The organism is Helicobacter felistomachi (assembly GCF_030296895.1).
GTDB lineage: Bacteria > Campylobacterota > Campylobacteria > Campylobacterales > Helicobacteraceae > Helicobacter > Helicobacter felistomachi.
The window spans coordinates 1,415,405-1,435,176 of sequence record NZ_AP028022.1 but is presented as its reverse complement, the minus strand read 5'-3'; the positions used below and the strand labels follow the sequence as shown (position 1 = coordinate 1,435,176).

The window sequence follows — 19,772 nt, the reverse complement described above, 5'->3', positions numbered from 1 at the left end:
CTACAAAGGATGGACATGTTAAAACAAGACATTTTACAGACTCTCCAAAAACATCTAGGGGCGGTCGACACGCAGTCGCTAGGCATGCTAGACACCCAGCACAAGGCGCATAAGATTGAAAAGTTTAACCACGAAATCAAGGGGATTAACGAGAGCATCGGAGCACTGCAAACCTTGCAAATCGCTTGTCAAAAAATCCTAAAGCTTGAAACCTTGAGCGTGGATAGCGTGCAGGAGTTGGTGCAAAAGGCGCAGTTCATGGGTAAAGCCCTCTTTAACAGTACCCTTAGCGTCAATTTAGGCGAAAGTGTGTTGGAGCTCAACGCCCCAAACCCCCTGGATTTGCTAGAAACAGGGGCGGATTTAAAAGCGGCCTTGCAAGAGAGCTTAGGGCAAATCAAGCAAGCCCTAAGCGCAATCCAAGAGAGTGTGAACCAAAAACAAGTCTTTAAAAAGCCCCCCACCTTAAACACCCCCAGTTTCAACAAAAACACGTTGTTGGATTTGATGAAAAGTTCGTAAAACAAGCTTGGTGGGCTTGTTACCCTTCCCCTTTGGGGAGTGGTTGCTACAATCAATGCAGCTTAACAGACACGGACACGGGTGTCTTGTGTTTAAAAACTTGAGGAATTTGAGGTTTATGGTTTTGATCAAACAGAAATAAGGTTCGGTTTGGGCGTGATTGGGGATGGGAGGATTCGTTTGCCGCGTTGATGCAAACCCTAAAATTGTAGTACAAGACTTTAAAGCCCCCTTGACATTAGGACAAACAAAAACTAGAATGAGAGTTTTATTTTAGGCATCGATAGGGAGTTTTGATGACCAAAGCAGACAAAAACAGTGTAGTAAGGCAAATCCATAACCAGCAAGAGCTTATGCAAAAAATGCAACGCATGCACGAGATACAAACTCAGTTAGAAAAGGCGGGGATTATAGATTTGGTGCACGAGTTCATGGGGATCAGAGAGCAAATCAACATGTTGTTTGAAAAACCCAAACGCATCAGGCGCACTAAAGCCCAAATGCAGGCTGAGAGAGAAAAAATACAAAGAAAGCAAGAAAACGTCTAGGGTTTTTGGTTGATAACCCTTGCAAAACCCACCAGTCCTTTTAACACTAAAAAACGAGCCTAAGTGCACTACACCCTACTAAGCAAAGACCGCCCCGTTTTAGAGTTTGGGGTGTTGGACGGGGGTAAACCTACAAGTGGAGACACTAAACGATGCTCTAATGCCCCACCTACGCCTTAATGGAGCAGATGAAGAACGCTTGTTGGTGTGGCTTTTAGAGCAAAACCCCCCACAGTCGCTCTTTTTCCAGCAAAATTTTAAACGCCCTAGAGGGAGGCTTAAGATGCTGATAACAAAAACCCCTAGCCCACCACGCTAATTCTATCGTTAAAAGACAACTCAACCCCCTTAACCCCATTTTGCAAAGAGTGGCGATCACAGGTGCTTTAAGGGGCACACAGAGGGACAAATTCGAAGCTCCGAGCCCACCACCGATAGCATGAGAGCACTAAGGGCATTGAGTTGGTAAAGGGGGTGGGAAGGACAATGTCTACTTGCAAGTGTCTATTTGAGAGTGCTTGCGTACCTATATCTTTATCTTTGCAGGCAAGCTTGATGATGAGAGAGATAGAAGCTGTGATGGGCGCGCAAGCCTTAAGCGCTTTAGTCTTATTTGATGCGATCATCGCCAATCGCAATACGCATTTAGGTAATTTTAAGATGTTGGTGGACAACAACTTACTTTTAAGATCCGCCCCCATTTTTGACAATGGGCGGGCGTTTTTTAACCACATTAGAGGGTTTTCTAAAGGCGGGTTGCCAAGTATTTGAGGTTGACTAACCCCTACCTCACAGATCACCTTGATCGCCACTTTGACAAACTGGTCGCCACACACGCCGCACATAAGAGTTTAGAAGTTTTAGACAAACTCTAAAGTTTTACCTCCACCCCACATCCAAAATACCGCCCCAAGCAAAGTTTAGTCAAGGCGTGTCGTGAAGTGATTCGGGGCTAAGGATACGCAAAAAGTGGCGCATAAAGTTTTAAGAAAGTAGGGGCTGGTGTGTTAGAAGGCCCTCTAGGGCATTTGTGCGTGCCATCAAGGCATTACAACACGACACACGCTCTTAGAATCTTTCCCCATTGTTTAACATTTTAAGAAGTCTATTGTGCTAGATTTCAGGTTAATAAAATATGGAGAAACCCCATGAAACATTACGCTGTTTCGGATTTGCACCTCTTCCATAAAAACATCATCAAATACTCTACCCTGCCCTTCAAGTCGGTGGAGGAGCTGAATCAAACATGGGCACGCATGCTAGATGGGGTGCAAGCAGAGGACATCGTGTGGTTTTTGGGCGATTTGGCTTTGGCAAAAACAACTTCTAAAGCGTTAAACAATGTGTTTTCTAGTTTCAAGGGGCAAAAATTCTTAATCAGGGGCAATCACGATCTTTTGCCAGACAAGGCGTATATCAATTGTGGCTTTCAGGTGCTAGACAAGCTTTTTGCTCTTGTGGATATTGAAATGAACGGGCTTTACCGCTTCATTTTGTGCCACTACCCGCCCGATTCTAAGGAATACGACCAGCTCGTGGCCGAAGACATCTTAAACGCGTGGGTGCAACAAGAGGCTATAAACCCTGCCCTTAAAACCTTTTGGCTACACGGGCACACGCACACCCGCACCCCACAGCCCAAAAACCCCGATGCGATCAATGTCTGCATTGATTTTCGCTACCACGCCAAACAGCCCATTTTTTGCTTTGAGGATTTTATCGCCACACATTTAAGAAACCCACCATTGACTAATTGCTAGTACCATACATCTTATTTCACGGAGGTTTGTATGCTACACAAAAAAAGCCACATAGATAGAGACAGCGAAAAGTTTGTTTTCAAGGCGGACAACTCATCCACACCTATTTTTGGCAGTATAGAGAGCGATGTTTTGTTGCCCCGCGAGAAAATCGGGCACAAAATGATGGATCCGCGCATCGCCTACCAGCTGGTCGCCGATGAGATGATGCACGATGGCAACCCCCGTTACAATCTTTGCACCTTCGTGCAAACCTACATGGAGGAGGAGGCGAGAAAAATCATGCTCGATTCAATGGCAACCAATGCCATTGACAAGGCCGAATACCCCCAAACCACAGAGATCGAAAAGCGGTGCGTGAATATCATTGCCAACTTGTGGAGTGCAAACCCCGATGAAGACTACATGGGCACTTCCACTGTGGGCTCTTCTGAGGCGTGTATGCTGGGCGGGATGGCGATGAAATTCCGCTGGCGCAAACGCGCTGAGGCTCTAGGCATAGACATCAACGCTAAAAAGCCTAATCTCATCGTGAGCTCAGGCTATCAAGTGGTGTGGGAGAAATTTTGCGTGTATTGGGACATTGAGCTACGCGAAGTCCCTTTAAGTGATTTTAACAACCTCACTCTAGACCCACAAAAAGCGGTTGGTCTTTGCGATGACTACACGATTGGCATTGTGCCGATCATGGGCATCACCTACACGGGCGGGTTTGACGACATTGTCGCTTTAGACCAGCTCTTAAGCGATTACAACCAACATGCCAAATTGAGCGTGCCCATCCATGTGGATGCGGCTTCTGGGGGGCTGTATTTGCCCTTCATGCAACCTAATTTGGCGTGGGATTTTCGCTTAAAAAATGTCGTGTCTATCTCCACTTCGGGGCATAAATACGGGCTCATTTATCCGGGGATTGGCTGGGTGTTGTGGCGGGATAAGGAGTATTTGCCCGAAGAATTGGTTTTCAAGGTGGCGTATTTGGGCGACTTTGAGCCGACTTTCCAAATCAATTTTTCCCGTTCAGGCTCGCAAATTTGGGCACAATATTATTGCTTTGTGCGCTGGGGTTTTGAGGGCTATAAAGCTGTGCATGCTAGAACCCGCGATGTGGGGTTGTTTTTGGCAAAGGGCATCAAGTCTTTAGGTTTGTTTGATATGGTAAATGAGGGGCAAAATATCCCTATTGTGTGTTGGAGTCTCAGTAAAAAGGCACAACAAGAGAAGCAGTGGGATTTATACGATTTGGCGGAGCATCTGCGCTTTAATGGCTGGCAAGTGCCCGCCTACCCGCTCCCGGCAAATTTTAAAGAGGTGTCGGTGATGCGTGTGGTCGTGAGGGCCGATCAAAGCATGGAGCAAATGTCTTTATTCTTAAAAGACCTCAAACAAGCGATTAAAGAGCTAGATAGCGCGCGCATCACACGTCCCAAGCGTGAGGGGAATAAAATTGTCCCCGTAGGGTACACACACTAAGTATTTAGAGGGGTTTATTGCGTAAAGGAGTGTTCATAAACGCAGCGCGAGAATCCCCAAAGTCTCCCACACGACATAGCCAACTTCTTTGAGAGTGGTCCATAAGTGCTTAAGTTGGGGTGTCTGCCTATGTCGGCAATGGTGTGAAACCCAAGCGTCGTTTTGCCCTTGTTTATACTTTCTGTGAGAAAAAATGATTGCAGGCCGTTGGGGTGCGTGGACCAAGCTATTTAAGCCATGATAGATACAAAAAAATTAAATGATTGAATAGTCGGATTTTTCTATAAAATTTAGGACTTTTAAGGCATGGGTCTTGATGTTTACTCAAGGTTTACAAATGTGGATTAGAACGTTGACATGTTTTTTAATTTTTTTACAAAGGATGTACGTGTGGTCTTTTAAATTAGGAGTTTCTGCTTTAGTTTTAGCAGGTTTGTGCACCACTTTACCGGTTACCGGCAAAAGTGGTTTCATTAAACGTCGAAGATAATGCAGATCCCATCAAGTTGGTGAGTCAAGTTGCTCCAGACAAGGTGCCTGATTATGACATGGAACTTCACAAACGGGCTGAGAAAATGAATCCCGAACAACGTAAAGAGTTTTATAAAACTGCCGGGATCATCATGGACAATATCAACAAACGCATGGATGAGCTATCCGCATGGCAATCCAAGCTAGAGTACTCAAGATAACCTACACAATTAGGACGAGCAGATTGTGCTTAGAAAGGCTGTCTTTTCCCCCTCGTTTGTCTTTTAAAATCGCTGGATAAACGACACCCCTTAAGAGGGGGTATTTGTAGTTTTGCCTAACTTGGGTGATTTACCACTTAGGTGCGCAAGGGCTTGGGTCAGGGTTATGATTAAATCAGTCGCCAATCTTATGTAAGCTTGCCTTGCGTCTTTGCACATGTCCGTAGCGGCTTACAAACCACAAAAAGCCAAAAAGCTCCTAGAGCCTTAAGGAGCGTTATAGGGCAAGGACACAACCACAGCGCTAACCGTACCCCATTAAGCTTAAGCTAAAAACGCCCAGGACAGCCACGCGAAAAAGCCGTGAGCACCCCAAAAGGCACTCACCCTACGTACTGGAAATGGCCAAAACCCCTATTCTTGTTGCAACTTCTTGGCCAAATCGAGCACCTGCTGCATTTGGGCATCGCTGAGCTTACCCTCGTGCACAAAGCGCACCTTGCCTGTTTTATCAAGCACGACAATTAAGCTTTCTTGCTTTTTTAAATCCCACGCCTTTTGCACCACACCTTCATTATCCATCACTACTTGACTGTCGGGGTGCTCTTTTTTTGCCTTCTTGGTTTCCCCCTTGACAAATAGCCCTGTTCCCATGATGGCATCGTCTATGTTGATGATGTTGGTCGTTTGGTATTTGTGCGCATCAAAGTGGGCGGCCACGATTTTGTCCATGAGAGGTTGGTTCTCCGCCTTGACGCTTTTGCGCCCCGCCATGTGCTGCAAAATCCGCACCTTACCCACTAAGTTTTTGCTGTCCCACTTTTTGTAATCTATGGAGTTGCCATGCAAGACAAGCTCACCCTTGTCCTCAACCACGACTTCCTTTAAGGGTTGGTTTAGGGTGATGTTCGTGGCTTGCACCACGCCGACGACCAACAAAAGACTTGAAAATACTTCTCTCATTTTGCACCTTGGATTAAATTTGGAGATTATACTATAACTTGTCTAAACTCTAGCCTTTCTAACTCTAGAGCGTATCAAAACTTAGGTCTAAAGCTGTGGAGGCAACAGCCTGCTAGAGCACTTCAGCGTGTCAGGGTGCTTAAATTGCAACTAGGGCGTGGGTTAAAAAGTTAGGCGGGTTAGCGGGGCGGATTAGGGGAATACTCTTGCCCCCCGCAATAAACCCTTTTTCTATGCGTGTCAAACTTGGGGCTAAATAAATCCTTGCTCTCTAAATTGTCTTTGGTGTGTATCCCCACGATAGGTAAAAGTGTGTGGATGAGATCATCGCTCATGAAAGGTTGATGCACGGCTTGTTCTATGCGTTTCACCTTTTGTTCTATGCGTTTCACCTATTCAGGGTGTTTTTGCCTTCTCTCTCTCTCTCTCTCTCTCTTAACAACCCATGCAACGCCGGGTTATTAGGCACGCTATAGCCATAAAGTTGCATAAAATTTCTAGATGCGCTTTCCCCTACAATGAGCACCACATTTTTTCTTTTTAGAGATTTAGAACAAGATTTCATCAAAGGCAAATATTTAGAGAAAAATAAAGGTGAGGGGATTTGTGCGCCATGAGAGCAGGTGAGAAATGTCTTTAACCCAGCAAGCCCCACGCTGTTAGTGCCTGCAGGTTTAGGGGAAACGCTTGGCGTTTTTCTCCACACACCAGGCACAAGAAAACATCGCCTAGATTATCTCTTTTTATGGTTAAGGTCTTAGGTTTGCCATTGAACTCGTAGGTTTTAACAAACTTAAAGCAACAACCACTAAAAGAAATAATATTGTCTTGGATTTTATAACCCGTTTTCCCTTTAAAAGTGAAAGATTGATATAGAGCCACTCTTTTAAATCTAGGAGGTCTGCCTTGTTTTTAAAAAAATCTTTGATAAGCCTTGTCTATCCTCTCTACTAACTCCTGCAAGGTTTGAGAACCCAAAGTTTTAAAAAAGCAAAGTGTGTTGTTTTCATTGAGTTTGGTGATGTGCTTTGCAGAGTGTAGAGATTTAAGTGTTTCTTGTAGAGCCTTCATATCTCTTATGCCAAGCCATACCATGGTTGTAGCAAATGCCATAAAAGCGTAGAAGCTTGCTGATGTGCTTGTGCTTGCTTGCATGGTAGAGTTTCTGCTTGTAGGCGATTAACATCGTCTTTCCACTTGTTTTCAAAGGCGCACCCCCCTATAGAAGAAATCAAACAAGAGTTTGTCCATGGTGTGGGTAGTCTTGTTCTCAAATGCACAAACTCTTGCCTTAAAAGCCGACTGCTTCTGCCTTTAGCTGTTCTAATAAACTTCATCACTCCAAAATGAGCGCAGCGGAGTTTCTATGGTCCTTATCTGTTTCCATTTCTAAAATCTCCACCTCTAATTCTTGTGCCACTTCTAAAACAATTTGTTTCAATCTTATCTCTACCTGATTTACAAGAACTTTTCTCTTGTATTTAGGACACCACACAGCATGGTATTTGCAAGTATAGACAAGATTGTTGTTGCTCTTGTATTCTTGTATTTGATAGTTTGCATGCAGTGTATGATTTATATAGAATTAATGATATGATTTATACAGAATTATCTTAGCTGACACTTTAAGATGATTGTCTTTTGTTATGCTCTCAAGAGCATGCGTGGTAATCCCCTTAGCTAAAGAGCAAAGCATTCTGCTTTGTGGGGCTTTAGGGCGCGGTTGGTAAGGGCTTAATTGTTGTGTATTCCACCACTAGGGTAGCTTGAGAAGATGGACCACCCTCTCGCATAAAGCCAACAAAACACCGCTACCCCCACGACTTAAGGGGAAATTAAAGAGTTTTAGGGGGTGTGCTAACCCCCCTTAAAAGAGCCATAAGCAGGGCTTAAAGGCTACTCTGCCTCCACATCGATCACATCATCGTCTTTTTTCTTGGAGGCTTGTGCGCCTCCTTGCTCTTTTTGCATCATCGCCTCGGTGAGTTTTTGCGCGCTTTCGGCAAGGGCCTTCATTTTCGCCTCCACTTCCTCTTTGTTGGCGTTTTCGTTTTTGAGTGTGCTTTCCAAATCGCTTAAAGCTTTTTGGATTTTTTCCACTTCGCTAGGCTCTAAGTTTGCCTTGTGTTCTTCGAGGTTTTTCTTGGTTTGGTGTGCGAGGCTTTCGGCTTGGTTTTTGGCCTCCACCACTGCCTTGCGGCGTGCGTCTTCCTCTTTGTGTAGCTCAGCATCTTTGACCATTTTGTCAATTTCGCTATCGCTAAGCCCGCTGGAGCCGGTGATTTTGATTTCTTGGGATTTGCCGGTGTTCTTGTCTTTGGCCGACACGGTCAAAATCCCGTTCGCGTCAATGTCAAAGGTTACCTCAATTTGGGGCACACCTCTAGGGGCGGGGGCAATGCCGGTTAAGTCAAACTTACCTAGAGATTTGTTGTCCTTGGCAAATTCTCTTTCCCCTTGCAAGACAAGGATAGACACGGCGGGTTGGTTGTCCTCAGCGGTGGAGAACACCTGCGCTTTTTTAGCCGGGATGGTCGTGCCTTTTTCAATGACTTTCGTCATCACGCCCCCTAAAGTTTCAATGCCCAGGCTTAAGGGGATCACATCAAGGAGCAAGACATCTTTGACATCGCCTTTAAGCACGCCCGCTTGGATACTCGCCCCCACAGCCACGACTTCATCGGGATTGACAGACTTGTTTAAGTCTTTGTTAATGAAGTTTTTCACCCGCTCTTGCACTTTGGGGATACGAGTCGATCCGCCCACCATCACCACTTCGGCGATGTCGCCACGGCTTAAGCCCGCATCTTGGATCACGCTGTCGATTTTTTTAATGGTGTCCTCGATCAAGTCGTCGATCAAGCTTTCAAACTTCGCACGAGTGAGTTTTTTCACCAAGTGCTTAGGTCCGCTGGCATCGGCGGTGATGAAGGGCAAATTGATCTCCGTTTCTTGAGCGGAGCTCAGTTCCTTTTTGGCGTTTTCGCTCGCTTCTTTCAAGCGCTGCAAAGCCATGATGTCCTTTTTAATGTCGATGCCATTTTCCGCCTCAAACTCTTTGGCGATGAAGTCAATGATGCGGTTGTCAAAGTCATCGCCCCCTAAGAAAGCATCCCCCCCTGTGGCAAGCACTTCCACGACATTATCGCCTGTTTCTAGCACCGTAACATCGAAGGTCCCTCCGCCAAGGTCATAGACCATGATTTTTTCAGACTCTTTTTTATCCAACCCATAAGCCAAAGCCGCCGAAGTGGGCTCGTTGATGATCCGCAAGACATTTAGTCCGGCAATCGTGCCCGCCTCTTTGGTCGCCTTTCTTTGGCTGTCGTTGAAGTAGGCGGGGACTGTGATCACCGCTTCATTCACGGGTTCGCCCAAATAGCTCTCTGCGTCCTCTTTGAGTTTCATCAAGATTTTGGCAGAGATTTCCTGCGGGGTGTAGACTTTACCCGCGATTTCTACGGCACACGCCCCATTGCGGTCCACAATTTTGTAAGGCAAGCGCTTTTTTGCCTCTTGTGCCTTATCCTCATTACTCATAAGCCCCATGATGCGTTTAATGGAGTAGATGGTTTTTTCGGGGTTTGTGACCGCTTGGCGTTTCGCGCTCTCGCCCACTAAGATTTCGCCCTTGTCGGTGAAAGCCACGATGGAAGGCGTGGTGTTTTTGCCTTCTTTGTTGGCGATGATTTTTGCCTCATTGCCCTCATAAACCGCCATTGCGGAGTTGGTGGTGCCTAAGTCGATTCCGATCACTTTTGCCATTTTGTATCCTTTGTGTTGAGATGAATTAATTTTTTGCAATGCTCACCATTGCGGGGCGCAACAAGCGTTCTTTATACTTGTAGCCCTTTTGAAAGACCTCTACGATCTGCCCTTCCTCTTGCCCCTGGGCCTGCACTTGCATGATCGCATTGTGTAGGTGGGGGTCAAAATCCGTATCACACTCCACGCACTCAATGCCGTGTTTGGCGAGCACTTCGTGCATTTTTTGCAGAGTGAGTTCCAAGCCTTGACACACCGCCTCGCTGCCCTCTTGCTGTGCGCTTTTTAAGGCGGCGTGCAAGGTGTCGATCACGGGCAGTAAATCGTTGGCGATCTTTTCATAGGCGTACTCTAAAGCCATCGCCTTATCTTTTTCCAACCTTTTCTTGGCGTTTTCAAAGTCGGCGTGGGTGCGTAGGTATAAATCCTGCGCCTCTTTAAACTTCGCTTGGTAGTCGATTTGCGCCTCTTTAGGCTCGGCTTGTGTCGCGCCTGCCTCGTCTTGCGGATGCATTGCGTCCACCTCGCCCACGGCTTCTTGCTCTCTTAGTTTTTCCACTTCTAGTGCTGTGTCTGTCATTTTCTCCTCTTTCATAGTGATAACCCCCTAATCGCGCCATAAAAGCCCTCAAAATCCTGCTCGAGCCCCCCTAAGCAGAGCATACGGCTAGTCTCCCCCTTGAGCTTAATGGGGCAAAGCACGCCCAAAAACCCCAAGGGCAAGACCTTTTCAAAGTACAGCCCCTGCTTTAGTCCCCTTAGCAAACTCCCCTCTAAGATTTGCCTAAATAGCCCCTGCGCTCCCCTGCTTTGGGCAAGTTGCCCCAACACACGCAGCCCAAAGTAGAACTTTTCCAAATACAAACGGTCGATCTGTTTGGCTAGACTCGTGGCGCACACAGACATGGCAAGCTGTTGGATCGCCTTACACTCTAGTCCGATCAAGTCCTTGATGAAGCCCTCTAGTTTTTTGTTGTAGGCAAGCAAGGCGGGCGTGCTGTTGCCAAAGTCCAAAATCAAAAACTGCCCGGCGTGGTTATGCACCGCTTGCAAGGTCGCCTTTTGGTAGTGCTCCACCATGCTAAAAATCCCATAATGCTCGCTCGCCCTTTGCAATTTGTCTAAATCCACTTCTAGGGGGGTGCTCGGGTTTAATTTTGAGCGCCAATAATCCTTTAGGGCTTTGGCGGTGGGGATGCGTCCGCTGCTGCTGTGGCTTTGGCAAATCGCCCCCTCGTTGGTGAGCCGTTTGAAGTGATTGCGGATCGTGGCGGATGAAATTTGCACGGCTTGGGCTTGTAGGGCTAAACGCAAACTCTCAGAACCCACGGGCGCATGGCTGTAAAGATAGGTTTTGATGAAAGTGTCTAAAAGCCACTCTTTTTTCACGCCCATGCGTTCCTTTCTTAATAAATTTCGGCGAGTATAGCATAATTTTTGCAAAAATTAGCAATGTTTTTACAATAATGCTAAAAATCCCCGTATTTTGGGCGTTTAAAAGCCAAACTTTATAGTAGTCATATCAATTTAACTAAGAAAATTTACTAAAAATATTTGCTATGAGTGGCAAGTGTTAAAGCTCAAAAGGGATTTTCAAGACGTTAAAAGCGGGTTAAAAAAAGTGAGCTAGAATGCGCTCATCAATTTAATAAGGGGGTTTTCTTGCAGTGGTTGTGGGTGTTTTTAATCCTAGATTTTTTGCAAGCCGATGGAGGGGATCATTTCTTTAAAGCCATTGAGGCGCAGCTGCAGAGCAACACGGCTAAGGGCATTTTGATGTTGATTTTTATCGGCATTGCCTTTTATGTGTGGCGCAATTTAGATCGCTGGCGGGACATCTTCTTCACGATTTTGGGTGTGGTGCTGGGCATCATGCTCTTTTTTAAAGCCCCGGCTTTGGCTTCGTGGTTCATGGGATTGTTTTGATGGATGCTCCCTTATTGGTGGTGTCCATGCCAAATTTGCAAGCCATTTCTACCAAAGATAAATTCTTGTGGCTCAATGCTAAATCGTGGATTGTATCGATCTTTATCCCCTTTGTGTTGTGGCCGTGGCTAGGCACACTGTGGGCTTTGGCGTTGTATGGGGGGTTTTTAGCCCTTTTTAGCGTGTTGGAGTTCTTTGACGAAGACATCGCCGACATCATCATCGCCCGCTCTAAACTCACGGGGGCGACAAGTTTCTATGCTTGAGGCTGGATTTGTTCTAAAATGCGATCCACAATTTGGCTTGCTCCATCGCTAGAGACTTTTTGGCGTAGGCTCGCGCTCACTTTAGTGATCTCTAGACCCTCTTGTGTGGGGGTTTCGAGCCGCTCAATGAAACGAAAAAGGTGGTCGGGGTGCAGGTGGCTCTGCTCCACGATTTGGGCAAGCCCCTCTTTTTCAAACTCTAGGGCGTTGTAGTATTGGTGGTTTTTAGCGGCAAAGGGATAGGGCACGAAGAGCGTGGGGAGGTTGTTGGCGCACAGCTCCCACACACTGCTCGCCCCTGCGCGGCTCACGCAGATGTCGGCTTGGCGCATTTTTTCCACAAGCTGCAAGTCAAAGGCAAAAAGATCGACTTGCTCTAAAATGCCCAAACCTTGATACACGCTAGCGACTCTCTCGTAGTCCAACTTGCCGCATTGGTGAATCACCTTTAAGCCCCTTTTGAGGAGTTTTCTAGCGCATAAAATGGCGAATTCATTGATTGCCCTAGCCCCCTGCGATCCGCCTAAAAATAAGATGCTCTGAACTTCTGTGCGGATGCGTGCGCTTTCAAAAAAGCTGTGCTGGATAGGATAGGGGGTGTAAATCCTTTTGGGGTTTTCCTCTGTGCCTTTAAAGCTGCTAAAAATGCATTTGGCATAGGGGGCGATGAGTTTGTTTAGCGCCCCTTGCACGGCGTTTTGCTCGTGGATGTAAAGGGGGATTTTAGAGAGAATGCCCGCAAAAGAGCCCGGCCCTGCGCTAAAGCCCCCCACGCTGATCAAAGCTTGTATGTGGTGTTTTTTTAAAAGACCTCTAGCGGTTTGGGTGCAGCGCAGTTGCTTGTATAGGGCTTGGATTTTCTTTAGAAAGCTTTTATTGACAACGCCCGTGGTGTTTAAAAAGAAGCATTGCTTGAATAGGGGGCTGTTTTCAAACCACACCCGATCTTGCCCTGAAGTGCTGCCGATGTAAAGCAGGTCTAGCCCCCGATTTTGCAACTCCTGCGCCAAAGAGCGCACGATGCACAAATGTCCACCTGTGCCTCCTCCTGTGATCGCCAACATGGAATTCAAGAGCTTAGGCGCGCACTTTTGGTTTGCACAAAGGATTTTAGGGTATCCCTAAAGCCAAAGTCTGGGTAGTCCATGATGGATAGGGCGATTTGGGCAGCGTAGCCGTTGTCTGGATTAAAGATGAGGGGGGCTAGAAAGTTCACCATAGAGTCCTCTAGGTTTTTTTGCACCACGACCACGCAATACACCTCCACATGGGATTTGGCGTTGAGCTCTAGGAGCAACTCTATGTACTTGGGGATGCTAAAGCTGTATTCGCGCAGTTTATAAGGGTTGGCTAAGACCATGCTGATGGTTCCATCTACACTGCTCACACGGCTAAAGAGATCATCAATTTTTGTTAACTCCACCTCCATGATTTTCTCAAACCCGAGAATGGGGGCTTTCAATGTGTAATGCATGGGCTTCCTTTGGCAAAATATGCCCTAACCTAGCAAAACCTGTTCCACTAAAACGCATAGGTGTAGTTGAGGTACACCGAAAAATCTCGGTGCACGGTTAGGGTAGCGCTGTCTTTATTGTGGTTCAAGTCCTTAGCGTAGCGGGCAAGGGGGAAGTATAAAAAGGGCATCACGATTCCTAAGTCTAGCCCTTGGTGTTTGTCAAAGTTTAAACGCAAGCCAATGTTTAGGGGTAATTGAAACTGCACGGGGTAGGTCTTACGTGTAAAACCCCTGCCTAAATCCGCCGTAAGCTCCTCTTGAAACGCCAAGGCCGCCCCTGTTTGCCAAGTTTGCACGCTAAAGAGCAAGCCCACAAACCCCCCAAAGGTGAAATTTTGCCCTCTCCATTTTTTCTCCATAAAATTTAGCATGGCATCTACCCCCAAGCCATAGACAAATTGCGAAACCCACGACCCGCCATTGCCCCCAAAATTAAAATAATAGCGCAGTCCGATCTGCTTATTCTGCCCAAAGAAATGTTTAAACCCTAAACGCACATTGCCCCCACCCATAGGGGCCACACTATCTTGTAGCTCCCTGCGATCCTTGATCACAATAAAATCCATGTTTTGCGACACAAGCGCATTGCTTCTGACGAGGCTAAATTGCGGGCCAAAACTCAAATACCAGCCCTTATTTTCCGCACACAAGGGTAAAAGATTGAACACCAAACCCACGAGATGGATGAGGCGTTTTGTGTTAAACTGCCACATGGGCATTCCTCTTACATAAATGCTCTAGTTTAGCCAAATCCTTTGAGTTCTTGTTAATTTTTAGAACACTTTAAGGGGCTTTTTCAACCCAAATGTGGTGCAATCCCATACTTTAATTTTTAATATAATTCTTATAATTATTTTTATAGAATAGCGCCTTTTAGCAAAGGATGATGATGTGTAGAAGCAGTTTTATTTTATTTGTGTGTGCGTGCGTGCCCTTATGGGCGATCAAAACCCACCGCTTGCAAAGGGTAGAAACCACGGGTCGGGTTTTGAATGAGGAAGCTCCAAAAAGTTGGCGCAGTGAAGAAGTGAAAAATTATTTAGGCAGCCAAACCGTCATTTCACATAAACAGCTCACCCAGCAGGCCAACCAAAGCATTGAAGAAGCCCTGCAAAATGTCCCCGGTGTGCATATTAGAAACGCCACGGGCATTGGGGCCGTGCCTAGTTTCTCGGTGCGCGGCTTTGGGGGCGGGGGCTCGGGGCACAGCAATACAGGGATGATTTTAGTCAATGGCATCCCCGTGTATGTTGCCCCCTATGTGGATATTGGCATGCCCATTTTCCCCGTAACTTTTCAATCGGTCGATCGCATCAGCGTGATTAAAGGCGGGGAGAGTGTGCAGTATGGGCCTAACGCCTTTGGGGGCGTGATCAACATCATCACCAAGCCCATCCCCTATAAATGGCAAAACCAGGTGGCTGAGCGCATGACGGCGTGGGGGCGGGCGAGCAATGGCGGCTTTGTGGGGCCTGAGAGTAAGGGGCAACCTTTCATCAAAACCCTAGCCAACAACTTTTTATACAACACCTACCTCAAAAGCGGAGGCATGATCAACGAGCATTTTGGCGTGCAGGCACAGGCCAACTACATCACAGGGCAAGGCTTTAGGGCCAATAGCCCCACCAATATCCAAAACTATCTCTTAGATGCACTTTATCAAATCAACGAAAACCATAAAATCACGGCTTACTACCAGTATTATAAGTTTTTCCTCACCGACCCGGGGTCTTTGGGGGTGCAAGCTTACGACACCAACCGCTTCCAAAATAACCGCCCCAACAACGACAAAAGCGGGAAGGCCATGCGTTGGGGGGCAGTTTATCAAACCTTTTTTGGAGACACCTCTAAAGTGGGCGGAGATTTCACCCTCACCTACTATGGGCATGATATGAGTCGGGATTTCCAATTTGACTCGAATTTCTTAAATGTCAACACAAACCCCAACCTAGGCCCCGTTTACACCGACCAAAACTACAAAGGCTTTAGCATTGGCGATCACCCCCGCGATTATCTCATCAATGCCGTTGCGCCTAATGCCAACATTGTGTTCCACACCAAGCACATGAAGCACACGCTAAAAGTGGGCATGCGCTACATGAACAGCGACATGTGGTTTCGGTTTTTGCAAAACAAATGCCTTTCTGTCAATAATGGCACTTGCCAAATGTCGGGATTTTTATACGACACCAAGGCGAGCCAAAATTTGGAAATGTTTAACAACTACATTGTGGGTTATGCCAGTTATAAAATGGAATTTTTTAAAGGCAAACTCACTTTAATCCCGGGGTTTCGCTACACTTTCTTGGACTACAAAAAAGTCTTGCCTGAAAATGTTAACTCCATCAATGGGGATTATAGCCTTTCTAAGAGCATTAAAAAGACAGACAACCAATACAGCCCCGCTTTCAATCTAGGCTATAAACCCTTAGAAAACTGGGTCATGTATTTTAATTACCGCCGCAGTTTCATCCCGCCTCAAGCCAAGTCGGTGAGCATTTTCTCCACCAATTACAACCAGATTTTTAACGAGTTTGAAGTGGGATCGCGTTATTCCTACAAAAATATCCTAAGCTTTAACGCAGATTATTTTGTGATCCTCGCGCACCACTATTACAGCGGGGGATATGGGAGCAACAGCCTAGACATCAACGCCAAAAGTCAGGGTGTGGAGCTGGAACTCTACTACGCTCCCATCAGAGGGCTACAAATGCACCTTGCCTACACCTACATAGACGCACGCATCACCAACAACGCGCAGGACAACCCTAGCTATTTTGAGGGCATCGTCGATCACCCCTTTAACCTCAAAGGCAAGAGATTGCCCTATGTCAGCCCCAACCAATTCATCTTTGACATGAGCTACACCTATAAAAACACGACTTTTGGGCTTTCTAGCTATTTTTACAGTCGGTCTTATTCCTCCATTCTCAACCAGGCCACCCCCAAAACCGTTTGTTTCAACTTTGGCTACAGCATCGACGGGGCCACCTATGGCTGCAACAGCGTGGGGCTCTTGCCATGGTATTGGGTGTGGAATGTCCAGCTAAGCCAAGTGTTTTGGCAAAGTGGGCGGCACAAAATCACAGGCAGTTTGCAGGTGAATAATCTCTTTGACATGAAATACTACTTTAGGGGCATTGGCACCAGCCCCACAGGCAGAGAACCCGGCCCAGGGCGATCGGTGACCGTGTATTTGAGCTATGAGTTTTAAGCGCACACCTCAATGCGCCTTGACGCTGTCTTGACAAAGCACGCATTTTATGCTAAAAGCCCCTACTTTTAACCGCCTTACTAAAAAACGAAAGGAACAAAATAGCAACCTTGGTTGTTTTAGCCCGCCCTGATTTGCAAAAGTCCCGTGTCAATCAGGCTTTAAAAGAGAGGGATAAACACACAGGGCATTTTGTGGCTTTGGGGCTTTCACTTTGCGCGATCAAGATTGAGCCACGCGCTACCAAAATTATCAAGGGTTTGTTCAGTCAAAGGAGAATCATGAAGCAAGTAGACAAGGTTTATGACGCACCCTCTAAACATTGGGTGGGCAATGGGTTTTATGTCGCCTCGATGTTTAGTTACCACGACACACACAAAAATTGCGACCCGTTTTTGCTTCTAGACTACAACGCGCCCTACTATTTTAAAGGGGGCGGAGGGGAGTTTGGGGTGGGATCACACCCCCACAAGGGCTTTGAAACGGTGACCATCGCCTATAGCGGTGAGGTGGAGCACGCGGATTCGCACGGGGGAGGCGGGGTGATCACCCCCGGGGACGTGCAATGGATGACAGTAGGTTCTGGCATTTTGCACCAAGAGTTTTACTCTAAGAAGTTTGCCAAAGAAGGCGGGGTGTTTGAAATGGTGCAACTTTGGGTGAATTTGCCTAAAGCCCATAAATTAACCTCCCCCAAATACCAAACGATCCTCGCGCAAGAAATCCCAAGTGTGGCCCTAGAGGGCACAAGCAAGGCGCGAATCATTGCGGGGGAGCTAAGGGGTGTTAAGGGTCCAGCAACAACCTTTTCTCCCATCAACCTGTGGGATTTAGAAGTTCATAGCGGAGATGCTTTGCTTTTAGAGGTCCCAAAAAGCCACAATGTCTTGATGTTGGTGCTCGATGGTGTGCTGGAGTTAGAAGGGCAGCGTGCGCACAAAGAGCAGCTCATCACCTTCCAAAAGGGGGGATCGCAAATCGATCTTTTGGCCCTTGAAAAAGCTAAGGTCCTTGTGCTCACAGGCGAGCCGCTCAATGAGCCCATAGTCGGCTATGGGCCCTTTGTCATGAACACCCAAAGGGAGATCGAACAGGCCATGGCCGACATGCGCTCGGGGCGTTTTGGGGAAATTTAATGGAAATTTTAATGAGCAAAATGCCCTTAAAGTTGGTAGAATTAGAGTCCACTTGTTAAAAATGACAGAGGAGTTTTTCATGATTAAAACAAAAGAAGCCAATCCAATAGAAGCCGATGGGGGCACCGAAGGGATTGTTTACCTGAGTACGGCCAAAGTGGCTTATCATAACAAGGATTATGCAAAGGCTGCAGAATACTATCTCAAAGCAGGAGAAGCGGGGGAGGCTATGGGGTACTACGAACTAGGCGGCATGTATTGTTGTGGTCAAGAGATGGAAAAGGATTTTGTCAAGGCCTTTGAGTGCTTCCAAAAAGCTGCACTGATGGGGGATGCTAGAGCGCACCACGCTTTGGGAGTCATTTATGAATACGGGCATGGCAGAGCGCAGGACATAGCTAAAGCTAAAGAACACTACCAAAAGGCTGCAGACATGGGAGACTTTATTGCCCAAACGGCTTTGGATAGAATGCATTACAAAGAACATTGACTTTTGTTGAACCACAAACACGCTAAATCAACGTTTGGTGGGTGGGGTGTGGGCTTCAAAAACACACACGATCAGTCCAAACAAGGGTACGCACACACGCCCCCACAGAACTTAAACGCCCTTGAGGGGTTAAATCTCCAAATCGTAACTCACCGAAGTCATCACATAACTACGATCCTGTGTCGTGGGGGCAAATTTAGGATTGGGTGCACCAAAGTAAGCGACTTTATAACCTCGATGCATCATCACTTCGTAGCCATTGAGACGCAACATTAAGTGGATGTGCTTGCCTAGGTTGTATTCGCAAGTGATCCCTAGACTTTGGGCGTTGGCTCTAGGTGCAAAGGTGAGTTTGCCGAGCAGATACCACGAGAAGTTACGAAACTTGCCCCCCACTCTGGCGTGCACGGTTAAGGCATTGGCATCATAAAGGTTGGTGTAAGCGTCCTCATAAGGGGTGTCATCCGTGGTGTCAAAGGATACAGGCGAGCCATTCCAGCCTAACTGGGCATTAGAGTTGCCAAAATTCTTATACACCCCCCCAGCCAGCGTAATAATTTTTGTAATACAACCTTTGGCGCACGAGCAACGTGGCGGTGGCTGTGCCGATCAAATTGCCCCTGTAATAAGTCTTGGCTAGAGCGTGGCTATAAATGGGAAACCACGCATAGACATCGCTTTGGAGTTTATACTGCCCCCGCTCAAATACAGCGCTCGCTTGGATGCCCGGGGCGTTGAAGTTCTTAGGGTAAAACCAAAAGAAAGGCATGAGGGTGTAGTGCTTGGTAGTGTAGGCTAGACTTATAGCGTGCATGCCATAATTCACCCGTCTGCCATCGCTAAACGCATAGCTCACGGGGGCGTAGAAGTCGCGGATAAACTGGATGTTGGCTAAACCCCGCCCATAGGTGCTAAACCATCTAAGCTTGAATTACCAAATGCAAAAAGAGGGTAAAGCCTTGATTGTATCCACGCAAAAACAAAGCTTCGGGGCTTAAGTAACGTCCCGCCTTGATCCCAAATATGTCTTTGTAGGTGTAGCTTAGATAGGCGTTGTATAAAATGTAGTTTTTAGCATGCGATTCGTCTTCTTCACGCACATGCCGCCAAGGAGCGTTCATTAAATAGCCCTCCCAACGCCCCATGTAATACCAGTTGGCTGGCTGAAGCACTCCGTTTTGATCTCTAAGACCCCTAGTGGAGTCGTAAGCCAGCCCGCCGATCTCCCCCCCAAGCCCCACTTCTAGTTTTTGATTCTCCACAGATTTTGGCAATAAATTGGCATTCACTTCTAGTGCCCCGATGGTGGTTACATAGCTGCCTGTGGGGTAAAGTCCTTTGTCTGTATTGATGGGAGCATTGTTAAAGCCGATGCGCGAGAATGAGCCGACACGCCCTGAGATTTTGTAATCTAGGGCTTGCAGGTGTGGGGCCAAAGGGGAGAGAAAAAGGTGAAAAAAGCCAGGACTTTTTGTGTCAAACAAAGCCCCCTTATGAGATT

Annotated in this window: 21 protein-coding genes and 2 pseudogenes; 12 read left to right on the top strand and 11 right to left on the bottom strand. The window is 46.8% G+C overall.

What is annotated here, in order from left to right; genetic code table 11:
* Positions 1 to 15: 15 nt before the first annotated feature.
* The 7 genes from QUE23_RS07535 (at position 16) to QUE23_RS07505 (ending at position 4,995) form a co-directional block, all read left to right on the top strand.
* Positions 16 to 522, top strand: a complete 507-nt coding sequence (locus QUE23_RS07535) for a flagellar FLiS export co-chaperone (RefSeq protein ID WP_286348440.1) — start codon at positions 16 to 18, stop codon at positions 520 to 522.
* A 296-nt stretch (positions 523 to 818) separates the two neighbouring features.
* A complete protein-coding gene (locus tag QUE23_RS07530) occupies positions 819 to 1,070 on the top strand; it encodes a hypothetical protein (protein WP_286348439.1) in 252 nt (83 codons plus the stop codon).
* Positions 1,071 to 1,206: 136 nt separating this feature from the next.
* Positions 1,207 to 1,389 (top strand): hypothetical protein, encoded by a 183-nt coding sequence (locus QUE23_RS07525; RefSeq protein ID WP_286348438.1) that lies wholly within the window; start codon positions 1,207 to 1,209, stop codon positions 1,387 to 1,389.
* Positions 1,390 to 1,628: 239 nt separating this feature from the next.
* The gene (locus QUE23_RS07520; RefSeq protein WP_286348437.1) at positions 1,629 to 1,841 is read left to right on the top strand and encodes a hypothetical protein; all 213 of its coding nucleotides are present in this window, start codon (positions 1,629 to 1,631) and stop codon (positions 1,839 to 1,841) included.
* 377 nt (positions 1,842 to 2,218) lie between these two features.
* Positions 2,219 to 2,830 carry a metallophosphoesterase gene (locus QUE23_RS07515; protein WP_286348436.1) on the top strand — a complete coding sequence of 204 codons (612 nt, stop codon included), beginning with the start codon at positions 2,219 to 2,221 and terminating at the stop codon, positions 2,828 to 2,830.
* 30 nt (positions 2,831 to 2,860) lie between these two features.
* Positions 2,861 to 4,303 carry a glutamate decarboxylase gene (gene gad / locus QUE23_RS07510; protein ID WP_286348435.1) on the top strand — a complete coding sequence of 481 codons (1,443 nt, stop codon included), beginning with the start codon at positions 2,861 to 2,863 and terminating at the stop codon, positions 4,301 to 4,303.
* Positions 4,304 to 4,767: 464 nt separating this feature from the next.
* On the top strand, positions 4,768 to 4,995 hold the full coding sequence (locus QUE23_RS07505) for a DUF1104 domain-containing protein (RefSeq protein WP_353622220.1): 228 nt from the start codon (positions 4,768 to 4,770) through the stop codon (positions 4,993 to 4,995).
* A 414-nt stretch (positions 4,996 to 5,409) separates the two neighbouring features.
* Here QUE23_RS07505 and QUE23_RS07500 read toward each other — a convergent pair whose 3' ends face one another.
* From QUE23_RS07500 to QUE23_RS07470, 7 genes and pseudogenes are all read right to left on the bottom strand, one after another.
* Entirely contained in the window at positions 5,410 to 5,958 is a 549-nt protein-coding gene (locus QUE23_RS07500; protein WP_286348433.1) for a YtfJ family protein, read from the bottom strand.
* 179 nt (positions 5,959 to 6,137) lie between these two features.
* On the bottom strand, positions 6,138 to 6,350 hold the full coding sequence (locus QUE23_RS07495; protein WP_434801984.1) for a hypothetical protein: 213 nt from the start codon (positions 6,348 to 6,350) through the stop codon (positions 6,138 to 6,140).
* Between the two features lie 653 nt (positions 6,351 to 7,003).
* Positions 7,004 to 7,165, bottom strand: coding sequence for a hypothetical protein (locus QUE23_RS10220; RefSeq protein ID WP_434801972.1), 162 nt, complete (start codon positions 7,163 to 7,165; stop codon positions 7,004 to 7,006).
* Between the two features lie 6 nt (positions 7,166 to 7,171).
* A pseudogene (gene tnpA / locus QUE23_RS07485) lies at positions 7,172 to 7,507 on the bottom strand (IS200/IS605 family transposase); the annotation flags it as partial.
* Positions 7,508 to 7,854: 347 nt separating this feature from the next.
* The gene (dnaK, locus tag QUE23_RS07480; protein ID WP_286348432.1) at positions 7,855 to 9,723 is read right to left on the bottom strand and encodes a molecular chaperone DnaK; all 1,869 of its coding nucleotides are present in this window, start codon (positions 9,721 to 9,723) and stop codon (positions 7,855 to 7,857) included.
* 25 nt (positions 9,724 to 9,748) lie between these two features.
* Positions 9,749 to 10,318, bottom strand: coding sequence for a nucleotide exchange factor GrpE (gene grpE / locus QUE23_RS07475; protein ID WP_434801983.1), 570 nt, complete (start codon positions 10,316 to 10,318; stop codon positions 9,749 to 9,751).
* Positions 10,315 to 11,118 (bottom strand): HrcA family transcriptional regulator, encoded by an 804-nt coding sequence (locus tag QUE23_RS07470; RefSeq protein ID WP_286348431.1) that lies wholly within the window; start codon positions 11,116 to 11,118, stop codon positions 10,315 to 10,317. Before QUE23_RS07470 ends, grpE begins: the two co-directional genes overlap by 4 nt.
* A 267-nt stretch (positions 11,119 to 11,385) precedes the next feature.
* Here QUE23_RS07470 and QUE23_RS07465 point away from each other — a divergent pair, with 267 nt between their 5' ends.
* Positions 11,386 to 11,649, top strand: a complete 264-nt coding sequence (locus QUE23_RS07465) for a TrbC/VirB2 family protein (RefSeq protein ID WP_286348430.1) — start codon at positions 11,386 to 11,388, stop codon at positions 11,647 to 11,649.
* A complete protein-coding gene (locus QUE23_RS07460; protein WP_286348429.1) occupies positions 11,649 to 11,915 on the top strand; it encodes a competence protein ComB in 267 nt (88 codons plus the stop codon). The genes QUE23_RS07465 and QUE23_RS07460 overlap by 1 nt, the downstream gene beginning before the upstream one ends.
* Here the strand turns inward: QUE23_RS07460 and murG are convergent.
* Genes murG through QUE23_RS07445 form a run of 3 tightly spaced genes read right to left on the bottom strand, consistent with a single transcriptional unit; the run spans position 11,906 to position 14,144 of the window.
* Positions 11,906 to 12,979, bottom strand: coding sequence for an undecaprenyldiphospho-muramoylpentapeptide beta-N-acetylglucosaminyltransferase (gene murG / locus QUE23_RS07455; protein WP_286349440.1), 1,074 nt, complete (start codon positions 12,977 to 12,979; stop codon positions 11,906 to 11,908). The genes QUE23_RS07460 and murG overlap by 10 nt on opposite strands.
* 5 nt (positions 12,980 to 12,984) lie before the next feature.
* A complete protein-coding gene (gene fliW, locus QUE23_RS07450; RefSeq protein WP_286348428.1) occupies positions 12,985 to 13,389 on the bottom strand; it encodes a flagellar assembly protein FliW in 405 nt (134 codons plus the stop codon).
* A gap of 47 nt (positions 13,390 to 13,436) precedes the next feature.
* Positions 13,437 to 14,144, bottom strand: a complete 708-nt coding sequence (locus QUE23_RS07445; RefSeq protein WP_286348427.1) for an outer membrane beta-barrel protein — start codon at positions 14,142 to 14,144, stop codon at positions 13,437 to 13,439.
* A gap of 176 nt (positions 14,145 to 14,320) precedes the next feature.
* Between QUE23_RS07445 and QUE23_RS07440 the strand changes: the two genes are divergently transcribed.
* The 3 genes from QUE23_RS07440 (at position 14,321) to QUE23_RS07430 (ending at position 18,271) form a co-directional block, all read left to right on the top strand.
* The gene (locus QUE23_RS07440; RefSeq protein WP_286348426.1) at positions 14,321 to 16,645 is read left to right on the top strand and encodes a TonB-dependent receptor family protein; all 2,325 of its coding nucleotides are present in this window, start codon (positions 14,321 to 14,323) and stop codon (positions 16,643 to 16,645) included.
* Positions 16,646 to 16,755: 110 nt separating this feature from the next.
* Positions 16,756 to 17,781, top strand: coding sequence for a pirin family protein (locus tag QUE23_RS07435; RefSeq protein WP_286348425.1), 1,026 nt, complete (start codon positions 16,756 to 16,758; stop codon positions 17,779 to 17,781).
* Between the two features lie 79 nt (positions 17,782 to 17,860).
* Positions 17,861 to 18,271: a tetratricopeptide repeat protein gene (locus QUE23_RS07430; protein WP_286348424.1), complete on the top strand. Its 411-nt coding sequence runs from the start codon at positions 17,861 to 17,863 to the stop codon at positions 18,269 to 18,271.
* A gap of 129 nt (positions 18,272 to 18,400) precedes the next feature.
* On the opposite strand, the pseudogene QUE23_RS07425 reads toward QUE23_RS07430, so the two are convergent.
* Positions 18,401 to 19,755 (bottom strand): annotated as a pseudogene (locus QUE23_RS07425) (outer membrane family protein).
* Between the last annotated feature and the right edge of the window lie 17 nt (positions 19,756 to 19,772).

Coding starts and splice junctions, on each gene's coding strand:
- QUE23_RS07515 (WP_286348436.1), top strand. CDS start 2,219: ATGAAACATTACGCTGTTTCGGATTTGCACCTCTTCCATAAAAACATC.
- QUE23_RS07520 (WP_286348437.1), top strand. CDS start 1,629: ATGAGAGAGATAGAAGCTGTGATGGGCGCGCAAGCCTTAAGCGCTTTA.
- QUE23_RS07460 (WP_286348429.1), top strand. CDS start 11,649: ATGGATGCTCCCTTATTGGTGGTGTCCATGCCAAATTTGCAAGCCATT.
- QUE23_RS07445 (WP_286348427.1), bottom strand. CDS start 14,144: ATGTGGCAGTTTAACACAAAACGCCTCATCCATCTCGTGGGTTTGGTG.
- QUE23_RS07440 (WP_286348426.1), top strand. CDS start 14,321: ATGTGTAGAAGCAGTTTTATTTTATTTGTGTGTGCGTGCGTGCCCTTA.
- QUE23_RS07530 (WP_286348439.1), top strand. CDS start 819: ATGACCAAAGCAGACAAAAACAGTGTAGTAAGGCAAATCCATAACCAG.
- QUE23_RS07535 (WP_286348440.1), top strand. CDS start 16: ATGTTAAAACAAGACATTTTACAGACTCTCCAAAAACATCTAGGGGCG.
- QUE23_RS07430 (WP_286348424.1), top strand. CDS start 17,861: ATGATTAAAACAAAAGAAGCCAATCCAATAGAAGCCGATGGGGGCACC.
- QUE23_RS07500 (WP_286348433.1), bottom strand. CDS start 5,958: ATGAGAGAAGTATTTTCAAGTCTTTTGTTGGTCGTCGGCGTGGTGCAA.
- fliW (WP_286348428.1), bottom strand. CDS start 13,389: ATGCATTACACATTGAAAGCCCCCATTCTCGGGTTTGAGAAAATCATG.
- gad (WP_286348435.1), top strand. CDS start 2,861: ATGCTACACAAAAAAAGCCACATAGATAGAGACAGCGAAAAGTTTGTT.
- murG (WP_286349440.1), bottom strand. CDS start 12,979: ATGTTGGCGATCACAGGAGGAGGCACAGGTGGACATTTGTGCATCGTG.
- dnaK (WP_286348432.1), bottom strand. CDS start 9,723: ATGGCAAAAGTGATCGGAATCGACTTAGGCACCACCAACTCCGCAATG.
- QUE23_RS07470 (WP_286348431.1), bottom strand. CDS start 11,118: ATGGGCGTGAAAAAAGAGTGGCTTTTAGACACTTTCATCAAAACCTAT.
- grpE (WP_434801983.1), bottom strand. CDS start 10,318: ATGAAAGAGGAGAAAATGACAGACACAGCACTAGAAGTGGAAAAACTA.